The organism is Sphingomonas sp., from assembly GCF_025353885.1.
Taxonomy (GTDB): Bacteria; Pseudomonadota; Alphaproteobacteria; order Sphingomonadales; family Sphingomonadaceae; genus Sphingomonas_O.
The window spans coordinates 1-14,453 of sequence record NZ_JANXNX010000078.1; the positions used below are offsets into that span (position 1 = coordinate 1).

Consider the following 14,453-nt stretch of genomic DNA (forward strand, 5'->3'; position numbering starts at 1 on the left):
TGTACGCGTGCATCGTCGTCGATGCCGGAACAGTTCTTCTTCGTATCACGATTTCTTTAGCGGTCCAGCTTGCGTCGCTCGCCCTCCGCCAACAGGTTTCGAGCCTCTGTTTCATCGCCACCCGTGCTCTCAAAAGCGGCCAACAAATCCTTGTCGGACAGCAGCATCGCCTCATTCGGCCGTACTGACGCAGCGCATCGTCGGCATCCGCTGTTCGCCCTTCCGCCCGCATTCCCTTGGCAAATTGACCTGCTCCCCAGAAATCATGCCATTGGTAAGTTAGCTCGTCAGATGGAGACGAGCGATGCGGCGAAGCCGATTTACCGAAGATCAGATTATTGGCGTGCTGCGTGAGCATGAGGCGGGCGTGAAGACGGCCGATCTGTGCCGGAAGCACGGGATCAGCGATGCGACCTTTTACAACTGGAAGTCGAAGTATGGCGGGCTGACGGTGTCCGACGCGGCACGGTTGCGAGCGTTGGAAGACGAGAACCGGCGGCTGAAGAAGCTGCTGGCGGAGTCGATGCTGGACGTGTCGGCACTGAAGGACCTGCTGGGAAAAAACTGACCCGGTCTGCAGAGCGCTACGCTGCGGTGGAGAAGCTGATGGCCGATCACAGCTTCTCTGAGCGTCGCGCCTGCAGGCTGATCGGGGTTAATCGATCGGCATGGCAATATGAGCGGCTTCGCGGGAAGGACGATGCTGTCCGCGAGCGGATGCGTGAGATCGCGAACGAGCGTCGCCGGTTCGGTTATCGGCGGCTGGCGATCCTGCTCAGGCGTGAAGGGAAAGGCATGAACCTGAAGAAGGTGTACCGGCTATATCGCGAAGAGCGTCTGACGGTGCGCAAGCGTGGCGGCCGGAAGCGCGCGCTGGGCACGCGAGCACCCATGGCGATCCCCGCAGGAACCCAACCAGCGCTGGTCGCTCGACTTCGTGTCTGACTCGTTGGCCTGCGGCCGGCGGTTCCGCATGCTCAACGTGATCGACGATTACAGCCGGGAGTGCCTGGGGTGTATCGTTGATACCTCGCTGTCGGGTCGGCGTGTCGTTCGCGAGTTGAGCGCCATCGCCGAACGTCGTGGGCTGCCGTGCACGGTGGTCAGCGACAATGGCACCGAGCTGACCAGTCATGCCGTCCTTGCGTGGTGCCAGGACACCGGGGTCGAATGGCATTACATCGCGCCGGGCAAGCCGCAGCAGAACGGCTTCGTCGAGAGTTTTAATGGTCGCTTGCGCGACGAGTGCCTGAACGAGCACTTGTTCCCATCGCTGGCTGTAGCGAGACGGATCATCGAAGCATGGCGGACGGACTACAACACCGTGCGTCCGCACAGCAGCCTTGGCGGGTTGGCACCTGCCGAGTTTACGAACCGCCCCCGCCAGGGGCATATGGACACCGAAGCTAATTTATCAGCGGCCTGAAAATGGGGAGCACGTCAAGGGGCACGCGATGTCGGTCTCCAATTCCCCATGGCCACTGGAAGACAACGACCTTTACGGGTGCACTCCAGCTGTCCGGGATGACCGCACCCATGGTCCTTGATGGATCCATGACCGGGGAATGGTTCGTTGCCTACGTCGAGCAAATCCTGGTGCCGACGCTGCGACCCGGCGACGTCGTGATCCTCGACAATCTCCCCGCCCACAAAAGCGTTGCGGCGCGTGAAGCCATCGAGGCAGCAGGCGCGCGGATGCTGTTCCTCCCGCCCTATTCGCCCGACTTCAATCCGATTGAGAACGCCTTCTCAAAGCTGAAGGCTATTCTGCGAAAGGCTGCCGCACGAACCGTCCCCGACCTGTGGGATGCCATCCGCGATGCTCTGCCGCGCTTCTCCCCACAAGAATGTGCAAACTACTTCTCTGCCGCCGGCTACGAACCGGAGTGATCAGATTCTGCTCTAGCTATCCGCACTGCGTAAAAAGTTTGACTGCCTGCAGCGAAGAATCTCTCACTGATCTGAAGCTCGCTGGTTCGAATCCTCCGAGCGGCTGGTCGATAAGTTTCGATGTAGTGCTTGCGGAGGTAAGTTGTCGGCGCTCAAACTAATCCCAAAAACTTTCTACACAAAACCTACACAGGCCAAAATGATGGCATTTTCCTGTTCTTTCTTAGGAGCTTAGGCAGATCCAAAGATCTGGAGCGGGTGAAGGGAATCGAACCCTCGTCGTAAGCATGGGAAGCTTCTGCTCTGCCATTGAGCTACACCCGCGAGGCGTTAGATCCCTGCCACAGGCGAGCGCTGTGGGTCAACCGCCGTGCCGTGTCGATTTTTACGAACCCTGCGTTAACCTTCTTCGCCTATCGGTCGGGTGGATAGCGGGGATCCTTCGTCGATGCGTGAAAGACATGATTTTATTCCAGCGGATGCGGCGCCGCTCGATCCGGGTCGGCGGGACGCGATCGTCCGCGAACTGGCTGTGCCCGCACGGCGTCACGTCCCGTTCCTGCTCTATGGCATGCTGATTTTCTGCTGCGGCATCGGCATGTACCTGGTCGGCGTCTTGCTGGTATTTCCGCGCTACCTGTTTGGGCTGGAGGCGGCGCTTAATCCGATCAGCGAGTGGATCGTGTGGTACAGTGGCGTCCCGATCGTCATCGGAATGGCCTTTGCCCTGTTCGATTTGCTGTTTTATTTCAGCCATAAAAAGCCCGATGTTCCCGTTCGTTATGAACCTGTCACGCGGCGCGCGGTGACGGTTGCGCTGACCGCCTATAACGACCAGGACAGCATTGCCGACGCGGTCAGCGACTTTCTGGATCACCCGCTGGTCGATCGCGTTATCGTGGTCAGCAACAACAGCGGCGATGCCACCTTTGCACGCGCCGAGGCTGCCGGAGCCCTGACCTTCGACGAACAGGCACCGGGCTATGGTCGTTGCGTGTTCCGCTGCCTGACGGAGGCGGCACGACACGACGATGCTGAATTCATCGTGCTGTGCGAGGGCGACCGCACCTTCCGCGCCTATGACATCGACAAGCTGCTCGCCTACATCCCCCATGGCGACATCGTGAACGGGACCCGCACCGCAGAACCGCTTCGCCATTTCACGACGCAACTCAGTTCGTTCATGTTCTACGGCAACATTTTCGTGGGCAAGCTGTTGGAGGCAAAGCACCTTGGGCGCAGCACGATCACCGACGTCGGGACGACTTATAAACTCTGCCGCCGGGACGCCCTGTTGCGCCTGCTCCCGACGCTGGACCCGGCGGTCAACCTGGAATTCAACGCTCACTTCCTCGATACAGCGCTTGCCGGAGGGCATGTTTTGATCGAGTGTCCCATCACGTTCCACCAGCGGGTGGGGATCAGCAAGGGTGGGAATATCAACAATCTCCGTGGATTATCGGTTGGACTTCGCATGATGGCCGGCATTGTCTTCGGCTGGAAGCGGCTGGCGTCGTGAATGCCGGCTATCACGAATCGCGTCTCAGCCATGATCCGCGCCGCGACGTCCTGTGGCAGAGTCTGTGGCGAAGTTATTTCAGCAAGCGGATCGCGCCCAACGACTGCGTGCTCGATCTCGGCTGCGGCTATGGTGAGTTCATCAACAATGTGACAGCCCGCCGCCGCATCGGCCTCGACCAATGGGACGGATCAGCCGCGCACCTGGGGCCGGGGGTCGAGGCGATTGTGTCGAGCGTCACCGCGCTCGACGGCATCGCCGATGGCAGCGTCAACTATGCCTTTGCCAGCAACCTGTTCGAACATATCGCGCAAGCCGATTTCGCGACGGTGTTGGCGTCGCTCCGCCGCAAGCTGACGCCGACGGGCACGCTGACCATCCTCCAGCCAAACTACCGCTTTGCCTATCGCGAATATTTCGACGATTACACGCATATCGCTGTCTATTCCCACGTCAGCCTGGCCGATTTCCTGGTCGCCAACGGCTATGAGGTGATCGAGGTCCGCCCACGTTTCCTGCCGCTGACTGTCAAGTCGAAGCTGCCCGTCTGGCCAATCCTGATCGCGCTTTACCTGAAGCTGCCGTTCAAGCCGATGGGCAAGCAAATGCTGATCCGTGCGCGCCCGAGCGCCGGGTCCGCTGGCAATGGTTGATCCGTCCACAGCAAGCCCGGGGTATAAATGGGGGGCCAGAATTACGCTGGCCATCGCGTTCATCGCGCTCGCTGTCGGCTTTGCCTGTTATGTCCTTGCCGTCCGCAAGGCGGTCCCGTTCCCGTTTGAGCTCGACTATGGCGAGGGCATAGTCTGGGAACAGATGCGCCAGATCGTTGCCGGGCACGGCTATGGCCCGATCGAAGTCTTCCCGGCCATCGTGTTTCACTATCCCCCGCTTTATCATCTGCTGGCCGCAGGGTTCGCGGCTGTGTCGGGCTTTGACCAACTGGCCGCGGGGCGCTTGCTGTCGGCCCTATCGACGATCGCGACCGGCGGTTTTATCGCCCTGATCGTCACCCGGATGACCCGGGTCGATGGAGCGCGCGGTGCCTGGATTTGCGGCTTGATCGCCGGATTGATGATCTTTGGTCTGATGCCGGTCCTGATGTGGTCGCGGATGATGCGCGTGGACATGGTCGCGCTGCTGTTCAGCTTTGCCGGTCTTTATTTCGGATTGCGCGCGCTGGTCGTACCACGTGCCGTCCACTTTGCCGCGCTTTGCTTCGTTGCAGCGATCTTCACCAAGCAGACCATGATCGCGGCTCCCGTCGCTGTGTTTGCGACGCTTCTGGTCATCCGTCCGCGTACGGCCTGGCCGGGCATTGTGACCGCCATGGTCACCGCACTTACGGCGCTGGCCATCCTCACCTGGCAAACCGACGGCGGTTTCCTGCACCATATCGTCCTCTACAACATCAACCGCATCCAACCGGGACGCATGCTCCAGATATTCCCGGCGTTTGGGCAGCACGGCCTGTATTTCGGGGTCGCCGCTATCGGTATTGCCCATCGCTTCAACCGACGGCGCCAATATTATAGCGGATGCCATGGATACCTGTCCCTCCGGCAACGGCTTCGGGGTAATTTGGAGGACGGCCAGTTCGTGATGGTTGCGGGTTATTTTCTGCTGGCCACGCTGATGCTGGTGACCGTTGCAAAGTCCGGGTCCAACTATAATTACTTCATCGAGTGGCTTTCCGTCACGACGATTCTCGCAGGGCTCGCGCTGCGCGATGCCGCGGTCCAGGCGTGGAGCGACGGCAAGTCGGCACCGCTCTTACGCACCGCCATGATACCGCTTGCCATCGCGATCCAGGCATGTCTGCTGCCCCATGCTCCCAACGACGACTGGCTGATGAGTGCGGGTCGCAGGGTTGAACTGGACCGCTTGTCCAACATGATCCGTGTTGCCCAACAGCCGGTGATCTCGGATGAAATGGTCATGCTGCTTCGGTCGGGTAAGACCGTTTTGTGGGAACCCGCCATATTTGCCGAACTGGGGAGCCACGGGATTTGGGACGAACGCCCCTTCATTGCTAAAATACGGCATCGCGACTTCGCATTTTTCGTCACGGTGAACGACCGGGGCAACAGTATTTTCGACGATCGCTACAACCCGAAGGTCGCCGACGCGATGCAAGCGGCATATCCGCGCAAACAGATCGTGGCGGGATATACGCTCCATCTTCGTGCCCTCCCCATAACGCCGCGTTAACTATCTTGCTGGTATCTCGCCAATTGTGGAGCGATCGTCGATGCATCGAAACGGAAAGCTGCTGCCCAATACCCTTGCACGAAGTCTCGCAGCGGTCGCGCTCCTAGTTGCACTGATTCCGCTGCTGGTCGGTCTGGTCCGCTATTGTATGATCATCCACGGCACGATCCTGTACCCTTACGAACTCGATTATGGCGAGGGTATCGTTTGGCAGCAGATGAACGCGATCGTTGCGGGTCATGGTTATGGCCCGATCGACGTTTTTCCATCGATCGTCTTTCATTATCCCCCGGTCTATCATCTGCTTGCCGCCGGATTGGCCACCGCAACGGGTCTCGACCCGCTCGCCGCCGGACGGCTGCTGTCGATTATGGCAACGCTTGCGACGGGTGGCGTGACCGTTCTGATTGTCTCGCGCGTCGCAACCGCCAATGGTGCCGACCGCCTGGCATGGATTTGCGGGTTGATCGGCGGACTGCTGATCTTCAGCATGATGCCGATCCTACATTGGTCGCGGTTCATGCGCGTGGATATGGTCGCGCTGCTTTTGACGCTGGCGGGCCTTTACCTCGGCCTGCGCGCGCTTTCCCAGCCAAGAGCGGTACATCTGGCCGCACTCTGTTTTGTCGCGGCGATGTTCACCAAGCAGACCAGCCTTGCCGCGCCCATCGCGGTTTTCGCCACGCTGCTATTCCTGCGCCCGCGAACGGCATGGGCGGGCATCGCGACCGGTGCCGCAAGCGGGTGCGCGGCGCTTGCCGTCCTCGTCTGGCAGACGAACGGCGGATTCCTCGACCATATCCTTCTTTACAACATCAACCGCATCGAACTGGGCAACCTGCGGTGGGTGGTGACGATGATGACCCAACACGCCCTGTTTATCGGGGTCGCGCTATGCGCCATCGGCCAGTCTGTCGTTCGCGGAGTTCGGGACTATCGCCATTGCCAGGGTTTCGGCGATGTCCGGCGAACGCTGACCGCCAATCCGGGCCATGGCCAGTCGATCATCCTGCTGGTTTATTTCCTGCTCACGACGGTCATGCTGCTGCTGATCGTCAAACAGGGATCGACCTATAACTATTTCATTGAATGGCTGTGTGCCGTCGCGCTGTTTGCGGGCCTGGCAGTCAGCGACGCGGCTGTGCTGGCCGCGGGAAAGATCGACGCGGGACGGTCGATCCTCGTGCCGCTTGTGCTGCCGCTGGCTATCGGCCTTCAGGCGATCCTCCTGCCTGACACCCCGCTGGATGCATGGCGCATGACGACGGCGCACCGCGCGGAGATGGATCGGCTGTCCGCGCTGGTCCGTGCCGCGCCAAAGCCGATTATCTCCGACGATATGGTCGTGCTGCTGAGGTCGGGAAAGACCGTCCAGTGGGAACCGGCGATCTTTTCGGAACTGGGCCTGATGGGTGTCTGGGACGAACGCCCCTTTATCGCCAAGATCCACAAACGTGATTTTTCGTTTTTCATCACGCGCAGAGTCGGTCCCGACGCACTGAATACCGGCTCGTTCAATCCAAAGGTGGCAGCCGCGATTGCCGCCGCTTATCCCGTCGTCCGTGTCGTTGCTGGCTATTCGATCAACCTGCCGCCCGAACCGCCCCACACGAAAACGGCCCCCGGCACATAGCGCAGGGGGTCGTTTCGTCGTCTTTAGACTAAAAGCTTTAGCGCTTCGAGAACTGGAAGCTCTTGCGCGCCTTGGCCTTGCCGTACTTCTTGCGCTCCACCGTGCGGCTGTCGCGGGTCAGGAACCCGGCGGCCTTTACTGGTGCACGAAGGATCGGCTCGTACTTGGTCAGTGCCTGCGAGATGCCGTGCTTCACAGCACCGGCCTGCCCCGAAAGTCCGCCGCCCTTAACCGTTGCGATCACGTCATAGCTGCCGACGCGATCCGAAACTTCGAATGCTTGGCTGATGACGAGGCGCAGCGTTGGACGTGCGAAATACACTTCCTGGTCGCGACCGTTGACGGTGATCTTGCCGCTGCCGGGCTTGATCCAGACGCGGGCAACAGCGTCCTTGCGGCGACCGGTGGCATAGGCACGACCCTGCGCATCGATGATCTGCTCGCGGAGCGGCATTGGCTCGCGGACGGGCTCGTTGCTGATCGGCGCCATGTAATCGGTGGTTTCCGAAGCAGGAGCCGTTGCCGCTGGCTCAGCAGCGACAGGAACGGGGGCACCGGTCAGGGCAGCCAGATCGGACAGCGATTGACGGTTATCGGACATTATGCGCCCACCTTGTTCTTGCGGTTCATCGAACCGATGTCGAGGACCTGTGGATCCTGCGCCGTGTGTGGATGTTCCGAACCCTTGAAGATGCGCAGTGCGCGCATCTGGTCGCGACCGAGCGGGCCGCGCGGGATCATGCGCTCGACGGCCTTTTCCAGGACGCGCTCGGGGAACTTGCCCTCGAGAATCTTGGCTGGCGTCGTTTCCTTGATACCGCCGGGGTGACCCGTGTGGCGATAATAAATCTTGTCGGTCATCTTCTTGCCGGTGAAGCGAACCTTCTCGGCATTGATGATGATCACATTGTCACCGCAATCCACGTGCGGGGTATAGGTCGGCTTGTGCTTGCCGCGCAGAATGTTTGCAACAATCGTCGCGACCCGGCCAACGACCAGACCGTCGGCATCGATCAGATGCCACTTCTTTTCCACATCGAACGGCTTGACCGCCTTTGTGGTTTTCATCAGTGCCTTCATGGCCCCGGACCTCTTAAAACGAACGCGCCGCCCCGGATGCGGAGCGGCGTCGATGGCGGTCAAATGGCGCCGGAGTGGCTATAAGTCAAGCAAAACCGCGCATTTGCCAACAGGTATCATAATACCCGTTGGAAAATGCTTGTCGATCAGTTACTGCTGATCTGCGTGGCTGACGGTTTGCTGGCGACGACATCGGTCAAGGGAAATGAAATTTCCTGGCCGTTTGAAAGTCCGGTGACACGTCCCTTGGCGACCCGCAGCGAGAATGGAAGCCCGCCTTGCGCACGGCCCTTGATCAAGGTCGCGTTGGGGGTTTCCTTGACCCAATACACATAGGTAACGCCGTCGCGTATCATCGTCTGCTGTTCGGCAGCGAGGGCGGGGGAAGCGGCGGAAACAAGCGCGACGACGGCGAAAGCACGGAAAAGCTTAGTCATGGCAGAGTCCTTTGGTCAGGTTCTGCCGATCAGGCCTCGAATTATGTTCTGCAATGCAACATAGCTATGCAGAGAGACTGCGCAAATGCTGATGACGCCACAACAGTTGCAGTTCGTGCAACGCAATGAATAGCCGCCAAAATCAGGCTGCGATTGGCCTGGGCGCATGGCTTACCCGGTTACGCCCGCCGTTTTTCGATCGATAGAGCGCCTGGTCCGCCGCATAATACAGCAAGCGCCACGAAACGTCGTCGTCGACCAGTGATTCCGCAACGCCCGCGCTGATTGTTACCGAAACTTCGCCGGAGGTCGCAGTCGCGGCGACCGCCTTGCACAGCCGGTCCGCGACGGCGTCAACGGGCTCGGCATCGATCACGACCGCGAATTCCTCTCCGCCGATGCGACCGATCAGCGCGGTTTCCGGGGCCGTCGTGCGCAGCACATCGGCGACCAGCATCAGCACGTCGTCGCCGACCAGATGGCCGTGGCGGTCGTTGATCAGCTTGAACTGGTCGATGTCGATCAGGATCAGCTTGATCGCCTGAGTGCGGTCGGTGCGCGCCTCGATCCTTCGTAGGAAGGCGCGCCGCGTGAGCAGGCCGGTCAGGACGTCAACTTCGGCAATCTGGCGAAACTTTTCCTGCATCGCCCAGGCCTCGTCGCGTTCGTTACGCACGCTGCCGATGCGCCAGCCCACGGCGACCGCCGACATCAGCGCCTCCAGCGCCATCACGACCAGCGGGCTGATCTCTACCAGCAGGGCGCCCTGCTCGATGAACCCCAGCGCCCATATTGACCGGAACATCCCGAGGAGAAACGGGATCGACCATGCAATCAGGTAATTGCGCGCGCACTTGCTGCCGCGTGCCCAGCCGAACGCCGCGGTGGATGTGTTGCCGATCAGGACCACGACCATCGATCCATAGGTCAGGCGGTCCATAATCTGCCAGGCAAATCCCATGTCGATGACGCGGATGATCGAAGAGCACAATCCGACCAGCCCGGCCACCAACGTAATGACCGCTAAGGGCCGGGAGATAACCTTGCGTTCGATGTAGCCCAGCATGAACAACGAGACCGAGATCATCATGATCGACGCGGCCAGCAGCGTCAGCGAGACTTGTGTCGTCGGATCGAGCCCCGGCAGGACGGCAAAGATAGTGCCCGACCAGCACGCGCCGATAAACAGCATCATCAGCGCGCTGAGGCAGTAGAACAGCAGGAACGGCATGCGCAAAACGACGAACAGCGAGAAGTTGAAGACCAGCAGCGCAAAGACCGCCCCCGCCAGCACCCCGTATAACGCCAGATACTTGATGTCGCTGGCCAGCGCGGCATGGCCGGTCACCAGTTCAGGTCTGGCCGCGACGCCGCGCTCATTCTGCATGCCGTCGGCGCGGATCAGGATGGTGTCGATAATGCCGGGGCCCGCGGGCAAACGGAATGACAATTGGTTAGGGGCGAACGCGCGCCGTGCCGTCATCAGGCTATCCGCCACCTGCAACACCCGACCATCGGTATAGTGCACGAAAATCGCTTCATCCCGGGCCTGCGCCAATGTATGGCGAATCTCCCAGGGATCGGCAGGATTGCTGGCCAGCGAAAGGTTGCGGAATATGCCCCAGGTTATCGGCCCCGCCAAGCCGATCTGTCCCGACTTGCAATCGAACGCGGCGGCATTTTTCAGCATGACTGCGGCATCGACCGCGGTGTCCGTCAGCGCGACGCAGGGTTCGGCCAGTGCCAGCCGTTGCCCTTCGGCGACCGGGACCATGGCATGGGCGGGCGCGGCGACGATGACGAGTGCGAAGAGCGCACAGATCACGCCGCGCAGCCATGCCCCGGCAAGCCATGAATCGAGAATGTCGTAACGGATCATTGCCAGCCGGTTACGCCCGCAGTGCTTTCCATATCGTTTCCGTTTTGCGCAAATTCGCGCTCGAACGACCCACCGGCGCCGATTTTGAAAGTTATCGTGCCGTTGCGCCGCGCGCGCCCAGTGCGTGCACGCCCCACACCGTCGCCGCGACGACCAGCGCGCCAACGGCCTGGTGCAACGCCGCCAGCGGCAGTGCGACGCCGCTCATGACAGTGGCGATGCCCAACAGGATTTGCGTCCCGAAACTGGCATGGATCGCCATTGATGCCGGTCGCACGCCCGCGCGCTTCACCCGCCGCGCCAGCACAATCAGCACAGCGACGACAACCCACGCCCACCAGCGATGGGTAAAGTGGATGAGATACGGGTCATAAGCGAATGTCTCCCATACGGGACGCAACCATTCGACCCCCTCGGGAAAGATATGATCATTCATCAGCGGCCAGGTGCTGGCGACCGCTCCAGCCCGCAGCCCCGAGGTGAACGCCCCGAACATGATCTGGACGGCCAGCACAGCCAACGCCACCATCCCCAAAACAGTCATCCGCGCGGGGGTGGCCGCCGGATTACGCGCCAGTGCGCGCAGGTCGAGTGCGGTCCAGACCAGCCCGCCGATGATCGTCAACGCCGTGATCAGATGGACGGCCAGCCGGAAATGGCTGACTTCGGTGCGGTGGGTCAGGCCCGAAGCGACCATCCACCAGCCGATCGTTCCCTGCAGACCGCCTAGCGCCAGTAACGCCACCAGCCGCCAGCCATATCCCTTTGGAATGGCGCGTTTGATGGCGAACCAGGCGAGCGGCAGGGCAAAGGCGAGGCCGATCACGCGTCCCAGCAGGCGGTGGACATATTCCCAGAAAAAGATCGTCTTAAATCCCGCCAACGTCATGTCGGCATTGTGCGCGGCAAACTGCGGGATTCGCTTATACGCTTCGAACGCGGCAACCCAGGCCGCGTCGTTCAGCGGGGGCAGGGTGCCCGACACCGGTTTCCATTCGGTGATCGACAGCCCCGATTCGGTCAGACGGGTAATCCCCCCGACCACAACCATCAGGAACACCAGCGCCGCCACCGCCAGCAGCCAGTGGGAAATCGCGCGCGGTCTTGTCAGTTCAGAATCGAAACGGGCCATTCCCAGCCGCTTACGCCTGGGAATGGCCCGTGTGAACGGTCAATTTCACACGCGTCAGGCGAGCTTGAAACCTTCTTTGTTCATTGCCTTGGTCAGCGCCTTGTTAGCCTCGTCCGACAGCTTAGACTTGAGCGAAGGGAACAGCTCATCCTCCTCCTCGCGGACATGCTTTTCTAGGTCGACGCGGAACTTGCGCACGATCTCAAGAAAACGCTCGCTGTCGCGCGGGCAGTTGGTCAGCTCGTACAAATATTGTTTCACATAGCCATGGTCTTTGTTCAGGCTGTCGGCGGCCTCGGCTTCCCCGGCATCGCGCAGCGCAGGATAGACCGTGTTCTCCTCCTGCAACGCGTGTTTGCCCAGTGCATGCTTTAGCTGTGCCAGCAGGATCGCACGCTTTGTGGTGTTCTCACGCGTGGTCGCCTCAATCGCGTCGAAAATCTTCAACGTTGCGACATGTTCGGCGGCCAGCGCCTGATCCCAGTCACCTGCCAGCACGGTCGGTGCCTGGACGGCTACCTTGCGCCCGATCATCGCTGCCACGCCCAGCGCCATGCCTGCCGCCGCTGCGCCGATTAGCGCGCCGGTCGAACCGTCTGATTTCTGGGGATTGCTCCGCGTCGTGCGGGGTTTCGGTCCGGGCTTTGCGCGTTCTGTCGTCTGTGTGGCCATTTTAAGTCTCCTAATATCCTGCGATTACATCTTGTTCAGCATGTCGAGGTGCGTCTGGACCTTTGGCGCGGTGTCGCTGGCAAAGCCCTTCAATGCAGCCTGGTCGCCGCCCGTCGCATAGCCATGCATCAGCGCCAGCGCCTTGGTATGCGCCTCAGTCTGCTGCGACTTGTACAGCGTGTCGAATGTCTCGCCTTTGGCACCCTTCAGCCCGTCGATCATTCCCTGATGTTCGGCATCGAGCATCGCTGGCGGCATGTCCTTGACGCCATCCTTGGCGATCGCGGCTTTTAGGCCCGCGGTCGTCGCGGTGTGCGCGGTGATCATCTCGGCGGCAAACTTCTTCAAACCAGCGGAGGTTGCCATCGTCGCGGCCAGCTTGCTCGATGCGATCTCGTACATGTCGCCCATCGCTGCGTTCTTGACAAAGTCGGGCGTGGATGCCGACGCCATCATCGCGCCATTGTCGACGCTGTCGTTGGCGGCAACGGTCATGCTGTCGTTCATGCCAGTGGTGTCGGCAGCCAGGTTGCTGTTGTCGGCGGCTTTTGGCCCGCACGCTGTCAACGCGAGCGCGGCGGCAGTGACCATCAGGACGTTACGCATAGTTGAAGTCTCCGTTGAATATGAGGAGTTAACGAGGTCGGAGCGCGCCAGTTCCCCCGAATCGCGATGCGATCTTGTGTCGGCGACCAAACTGGTGCCAGATATGCGAGATCACAGAGGAGAAGGTGCCGTGGCAGACAACGAAAAGTTCACCGACAAGGCGACCAAGGCAGTCAAGAACGCGGGCAAGGCAATGCAGGACGTCGCCGGCAAGGCCAGCGAAAACGCCTCCGCACTGAACGGCAAGGTCATTGACCAGGCCGAGGAGAACACCCGCGCCGCCTTCGCCGCGCTGCGTTCGGCAGCGAGCGTCAAGTCAGTCCAGGAGCTCGCCAAGATCCAGGGCGAGTTCATGAAGGAGGCATCGGCCCGGTCGCAAGCGCAGATCAAGGAGGTTGGCGACCTGATTGCCCAGTTCGGCAAGGACACGATGGCGATGTTCCAGCCTAAAAAGGACTGATCGCGACCGGCCCCTGCCGCATGGACAGGGGGAGGGGCCGGCTCCGCTTTTAGTGAAAATGTCCCGAGCGGTAGAACAAAGCGCGTAATCCGCCACGCGTGAACGGCTGCCACGCGCCCAGCGGCAGCGCGAGCCGGTCGGCCACCGCAAACATCGCGATCGGATTAAAGCACAGCCCGACATGGCTTCCCGGAATCTCGATATTCTCGGTCGTGGGGGTGTTGGGTTCGAGACAGCTTTGCCAGGCAACGATGCCATCGGCCTTTGAATAGATTGCTGACGACGGCACCGGTGGCGCATTGTGACTTTCGACCAGCTGCGCCTTGATCTCGGGATCCGACACGCGCTGCCCGCACAGATATTCGTAGAGTTTCCAGACGTTGGTCGAACGCGGATCACCGGCAAAGGGTGACCCCAGCGTCACGATCTGGCGCACCAGTTCGGGCCGCCGCCGCGACAGTTGGCGCGCGATGATACCGCCCAGACTATGTCCGACCAGCGTCACCTTGCGCTCGGTCGTCGCATGGATGTCTTCCAGCCGCGCAATCAGCTTTTCCCCCTGCAACCCGATCGCACGCTGGCCCAGGTTGCGGCCCAGTTCCCATGCATGGACGTCATAGCCCAGTGCCGACAGATAGCGGCGCAACAGCGCGGTCGACCGGTCGGTTGTGGACATGCCCGGCAGCACCAGCACCGGGTGCCCATCGCCACGCGGTGCCGTCATCAGCAACGGCGCGGCCAGCGGCAGCGACCCCAGTTCCGCCAGCGCGCGCGGCAATTCCGTCAGCACCAGCCAGGCCGAGGGGGGCGCCACGAACGTGTGCGGCTGGCGTGACATGATCTGCTTCAACGATTTCTCCGGGGGTGCTGGCAACGTGACGTAACTGAACGCACCGACAAGCCCAACGGGACCGTCTCTAGACAAGATCGTCGC

14 protein-coding genes, 1 tRNA gene and 2 pseudogenes are annotated in these 14,453 nt (G+C 60.9%); 8 read left to right on the forward strand and 9 right to left on the reverse strand.

Annotated features, from left to right (window positions below; all coding sequences use genetic code 11):
- The 3 genes and pseudogenes from Q0R02_RS08360 to Q0R02_RS08370 form a co-directional block, all read left to right on the forward strand.
- Positions 1 to 188: hypothetical protein (locus Q0R02_RS08360; protein ID WP_293882360.1), on the forward strand; the 188-nt coding region annotated here is incomplete at its 5' end.
- 116 nt (positions 189 to 304) lie between these two features.
- Positions 305 to 1,426, forward strand: a pseudogene (locus tag Q0R02_RS08365) (IS3 family transposase).
- Between the two features lie 17 nt (positions 1,427 to 1,443).
- Positions 1,444 to 1,890 (forward strand): annotated as a pseudogene (locus Q0R02_RS08370) (IS630 family transposase); the annotation flags it as partial.
- Between the two features lie 250 nt (positions 1,891 to 2,140).
- Here the strand turns inward: Q0R02_RS08370 and Q0R02_RS08375 are convergent.
- A tRNA-Gly gene (locus Q0R02_RS08375) sits at positions 2,141 to 2,214 on the reverse strand.
- Between the two features lie 124 nt (positions 2,215 to 2,338).
- Between Q0R02_RS08375 and Q0R02_RS08380 the strand changes: the two genes are divergently transcribed.
- The 4 genes from Q0R02_RS08380 to Q0R02_RS08395 are packed head-to-tail and all read left to right on the forward strand — an operon-like array spanning position 2,339 to position 7,253.
- Entirely contained in the window at positions 2,339 to 3,409 is a 1,071-nt protein-coding gene (locus Q0R02_RS08380; RefSeq protein WP_293882361.1) for a glycosyltransferase family 2 protein, read from the forward strand.
- On the forward strand, positions 3,406 to 4,062 hold the full coding sequence (locus Q0R02_RS08385; RefSeq protein WP_293882362.1) for a methyltransferase domain-containing protein: 657 nt from the start codon (positions 3,406 to 3,408) through the stop codon (positions 4,060 to 4,062). Before Q0R02_RS08380 ends, Q0R02_RS08385 begins: the two co-directional genes overlap by 4 nt.
- On the forward strand, positions 4,055 to 5,620 hold the full coding sequence (locus tag Q0R02_RS08390) for a glycosyltransferase family 39 protein (RefSeq protein ID WP_293882363.1): 1,566 nt from the start codon (positions 4,055 to 4,057) through the stop codon (positions 5,618 to 5,620). The genes Q0R02_RS08385 and Q0R02_RS08390 overlap by 8 nt, the downstream gene beginning before the upstream one ends.
- 40 nt (positions 5,621 to 5,660) lie before the next feature.
- The gene (locus tag Q0R02_RS08395) at positions 5,661 to 7,253 is read left to right on the forward strand and encodes a hypothetical protein (RefSeq protein WP_293882365.1); all 1,593 of its coding nucleotides are present in this window, start codon (positions 5,661 to 5,663) and stop codon (positions 7,251 to 7,253) included.
- 37 nt (positions 7,254 to 7,290) lie between these two features.
- Here Q0R02_RS08395 and rpsI read toward each other — a convergent pair whose 3' ends face one another.
- The 7 genes from rpsI to Q0R02_RS08430 form a co-directional block, all read right to left on the reverse strand.
- Positions 7,291 to 7,854 carry a 30S ribosomal protein S9 gene (rpsI, locus tag Q0R02_RS08400; protein ID WP_293882367.1) on the reverse strand — a complete coding sequence of 188 codons (564 nt, stop codon included), beginning with the start codon at positions 7,852 to 7,854 and terminating at the stop codon, positions 7,291 to 7,293.
- Positions 7,854 to 8,333, reverse strand: a complete 480-nt coding sequence (gene rplM / locus Q0R02_RS08405) for a 50S ribosomal protein L13 (RefSeq protein WP_293882369.1) — start codon at positions 8,331 to 8,333, stop codon at positions 7,854 to 7,856. The genes rpsI and rplM overlap by 1 nt, the downstream gene beginning before the upstream one ends.
- Positions 8,334 to 8,479: 146 nt before the next feature.
- Positions 8,480 to 8,770 (reverse strand): hypothetical protein, encoded by a 291-nt coding sequence (locus tag Q0R02_RS08410; protein ID WP_293882371.1) that lies wholly within the window; start codon positions 8,768 to 8,770, stop codon positions 8,480 to 8,482.
- A gap of 142 nt (positions 8,771 to 8,912) precedes the next feature.
- Entirely contained in the window at positions 8,913 to 10,649 is a 1,737-nt protein-coding gene (locus Q0R02_RS08415) for a diguanylate cyclase (protein ID WP_293882372.1), read from the reverse strand.
- A gap of 91 nt (positions 10,650 to 10,740) precedes the next feature.
- Positions 10,741 to 11,781, reverse strand: a complete 1,041-nt coding sequence (locus Q0R02_RS08420) for a COX15/CtaA family protein (RefSeq protein ID WP_293882374.1) — start codon at positions 11,779 to 11,781, stop codon at positions 10,741 to 10,743.
- A gap of 54 nt (positions 11,782 to 11,835) precedes the next feature.
- Positions 11,836 to 12,453 carry a hemerythrin domain-containing protein gene (locus Q0R02_RS08425; RefSeq protein WP_293882376.1) on the reverse strand — a complete coding sequence of 206 codons (618 nt, stop codon included), beginning with the start codon at positions 12,451 to 12,453 and terminating at the stop codon, positions 11,836 to 11,838.
- Positions 12,454 to 12,477: 24 nt separating this feature from the next.
- On the reverse strand, positions 12,478 to 13,059 hold the full coding sequence (locus Q0R02_RS08430) for a DUF4142 domain-containing protein (protein ID WP_293882378.1): 582 nt from the start codon (positions 13,057 to 13,059) through the stop codon (positions 12,478 to 12,480).
- A gap of 130 nt (positions 13,060 to 13,189) precedes the next feature.
- Between Q0R02_RS08430 and Q0R02_RS08435 the strand changes: the two genes are divergently transcribed.
- Entirely contained in the window at positions 13,190 to 13,519 is a 330-nt protein-coding gene (locus tag Q0R02_RS08435) for a phasin family protein (RefSeq protein WP_293882380.1), read from the forward strand.
- Between the two features lie 49 nt (positions 13,520 to 13,568).
- Here the strand turns inward: Q0R02_RS08435 and Q0R02_RS08440 are convergent.
- Positions 13,569 to 14,453, reverse strand: an 885-nt coding sequence (locus Q0R02_RS08440) for an esterase/lipase family protein (RefSeq protein ID WP_367271448.1), incomplete at its 5' end; no start/stop codon positions are given.

What these genes read in the sequence shown, in the direction of transcription:
- Q0R02_RS08380 (WP_293882361.1), top strand. Translation starts at nt 2,339, where the DNA reads ATGCGTGAAAGACATGATTTTATTCCAGCGGATGCGGCGCCGCTCGAT.
- Q0R02_RS08390 (WP_293882363.1), top strand. Translation starts at nt 4,055, where the DNA reads ATGGTTGATCCGTCCACAGCAAGCCCGGGGTATAAATGGGGGGCCAGA.
- Q0R02_RS08395 (WP_293882365.1), top strand. Translation starts at nt 5,661, where the DNA reads ATGCATCGAAACGGAAAGCTGCTGCCCAATACCCTTGCACGAAGTCTC.
- rpsI (WP_293882367.1), bottom strand. Translation starts at nt 7,854, where the DNA reads ATGTCCGATAACCGTCAATCGCTGTCCGATCTGGCTGCCCTGACCGGT.
- rplM (WP_293882369.1), bottom strand. Translation starts at nt 8,333, where the DNA reads ATGAAGGCACTGATGAAAACCACAAAGGCGGTCAAGCCGTTCGATGTG.
- Q0R02_RS08410 (WP_293882371.1), bottom strand. Translation starts at nt 8,770, where the DNA reads ATGACTAAGCTTTTCCGTGCTTTCGCCGTCGTCGCGCTTGTTTCCGCC.
- Q0R02_RS08415 (WP_293882372.1), bottom strand. Translation starts at nt 10,649, where the DNA reads ATGATCCGTTACGACATTCTCGATTCATGGCTTGCCGGGGCATGGCTG.
- Q0R02_RS08420 (WP_293882374.1), bottom strand. Translation starts at nt 11,781, where the DNA reads ATGGCCCGTTTCGATTCTGAACTGACAAGACCGCGCGCGATTTCCCAC.
- Q0R02_RS08425 (WP_293882376.1), bottom strand. Translation starts at nt 12,453, where the DNA reads ATGGCCACACAGACGACAGAACGCGCAAAGCCCGGACCGAAACCCCGC.
- Q0R02_RS08430 (WP_293882378.1), bottom strand. Translation starts at nt 13,059, where the DNA reads ATGCGTAACGTCCTGATGGTCACTGCCGCCGCGCTCGCGTTGACAGCG.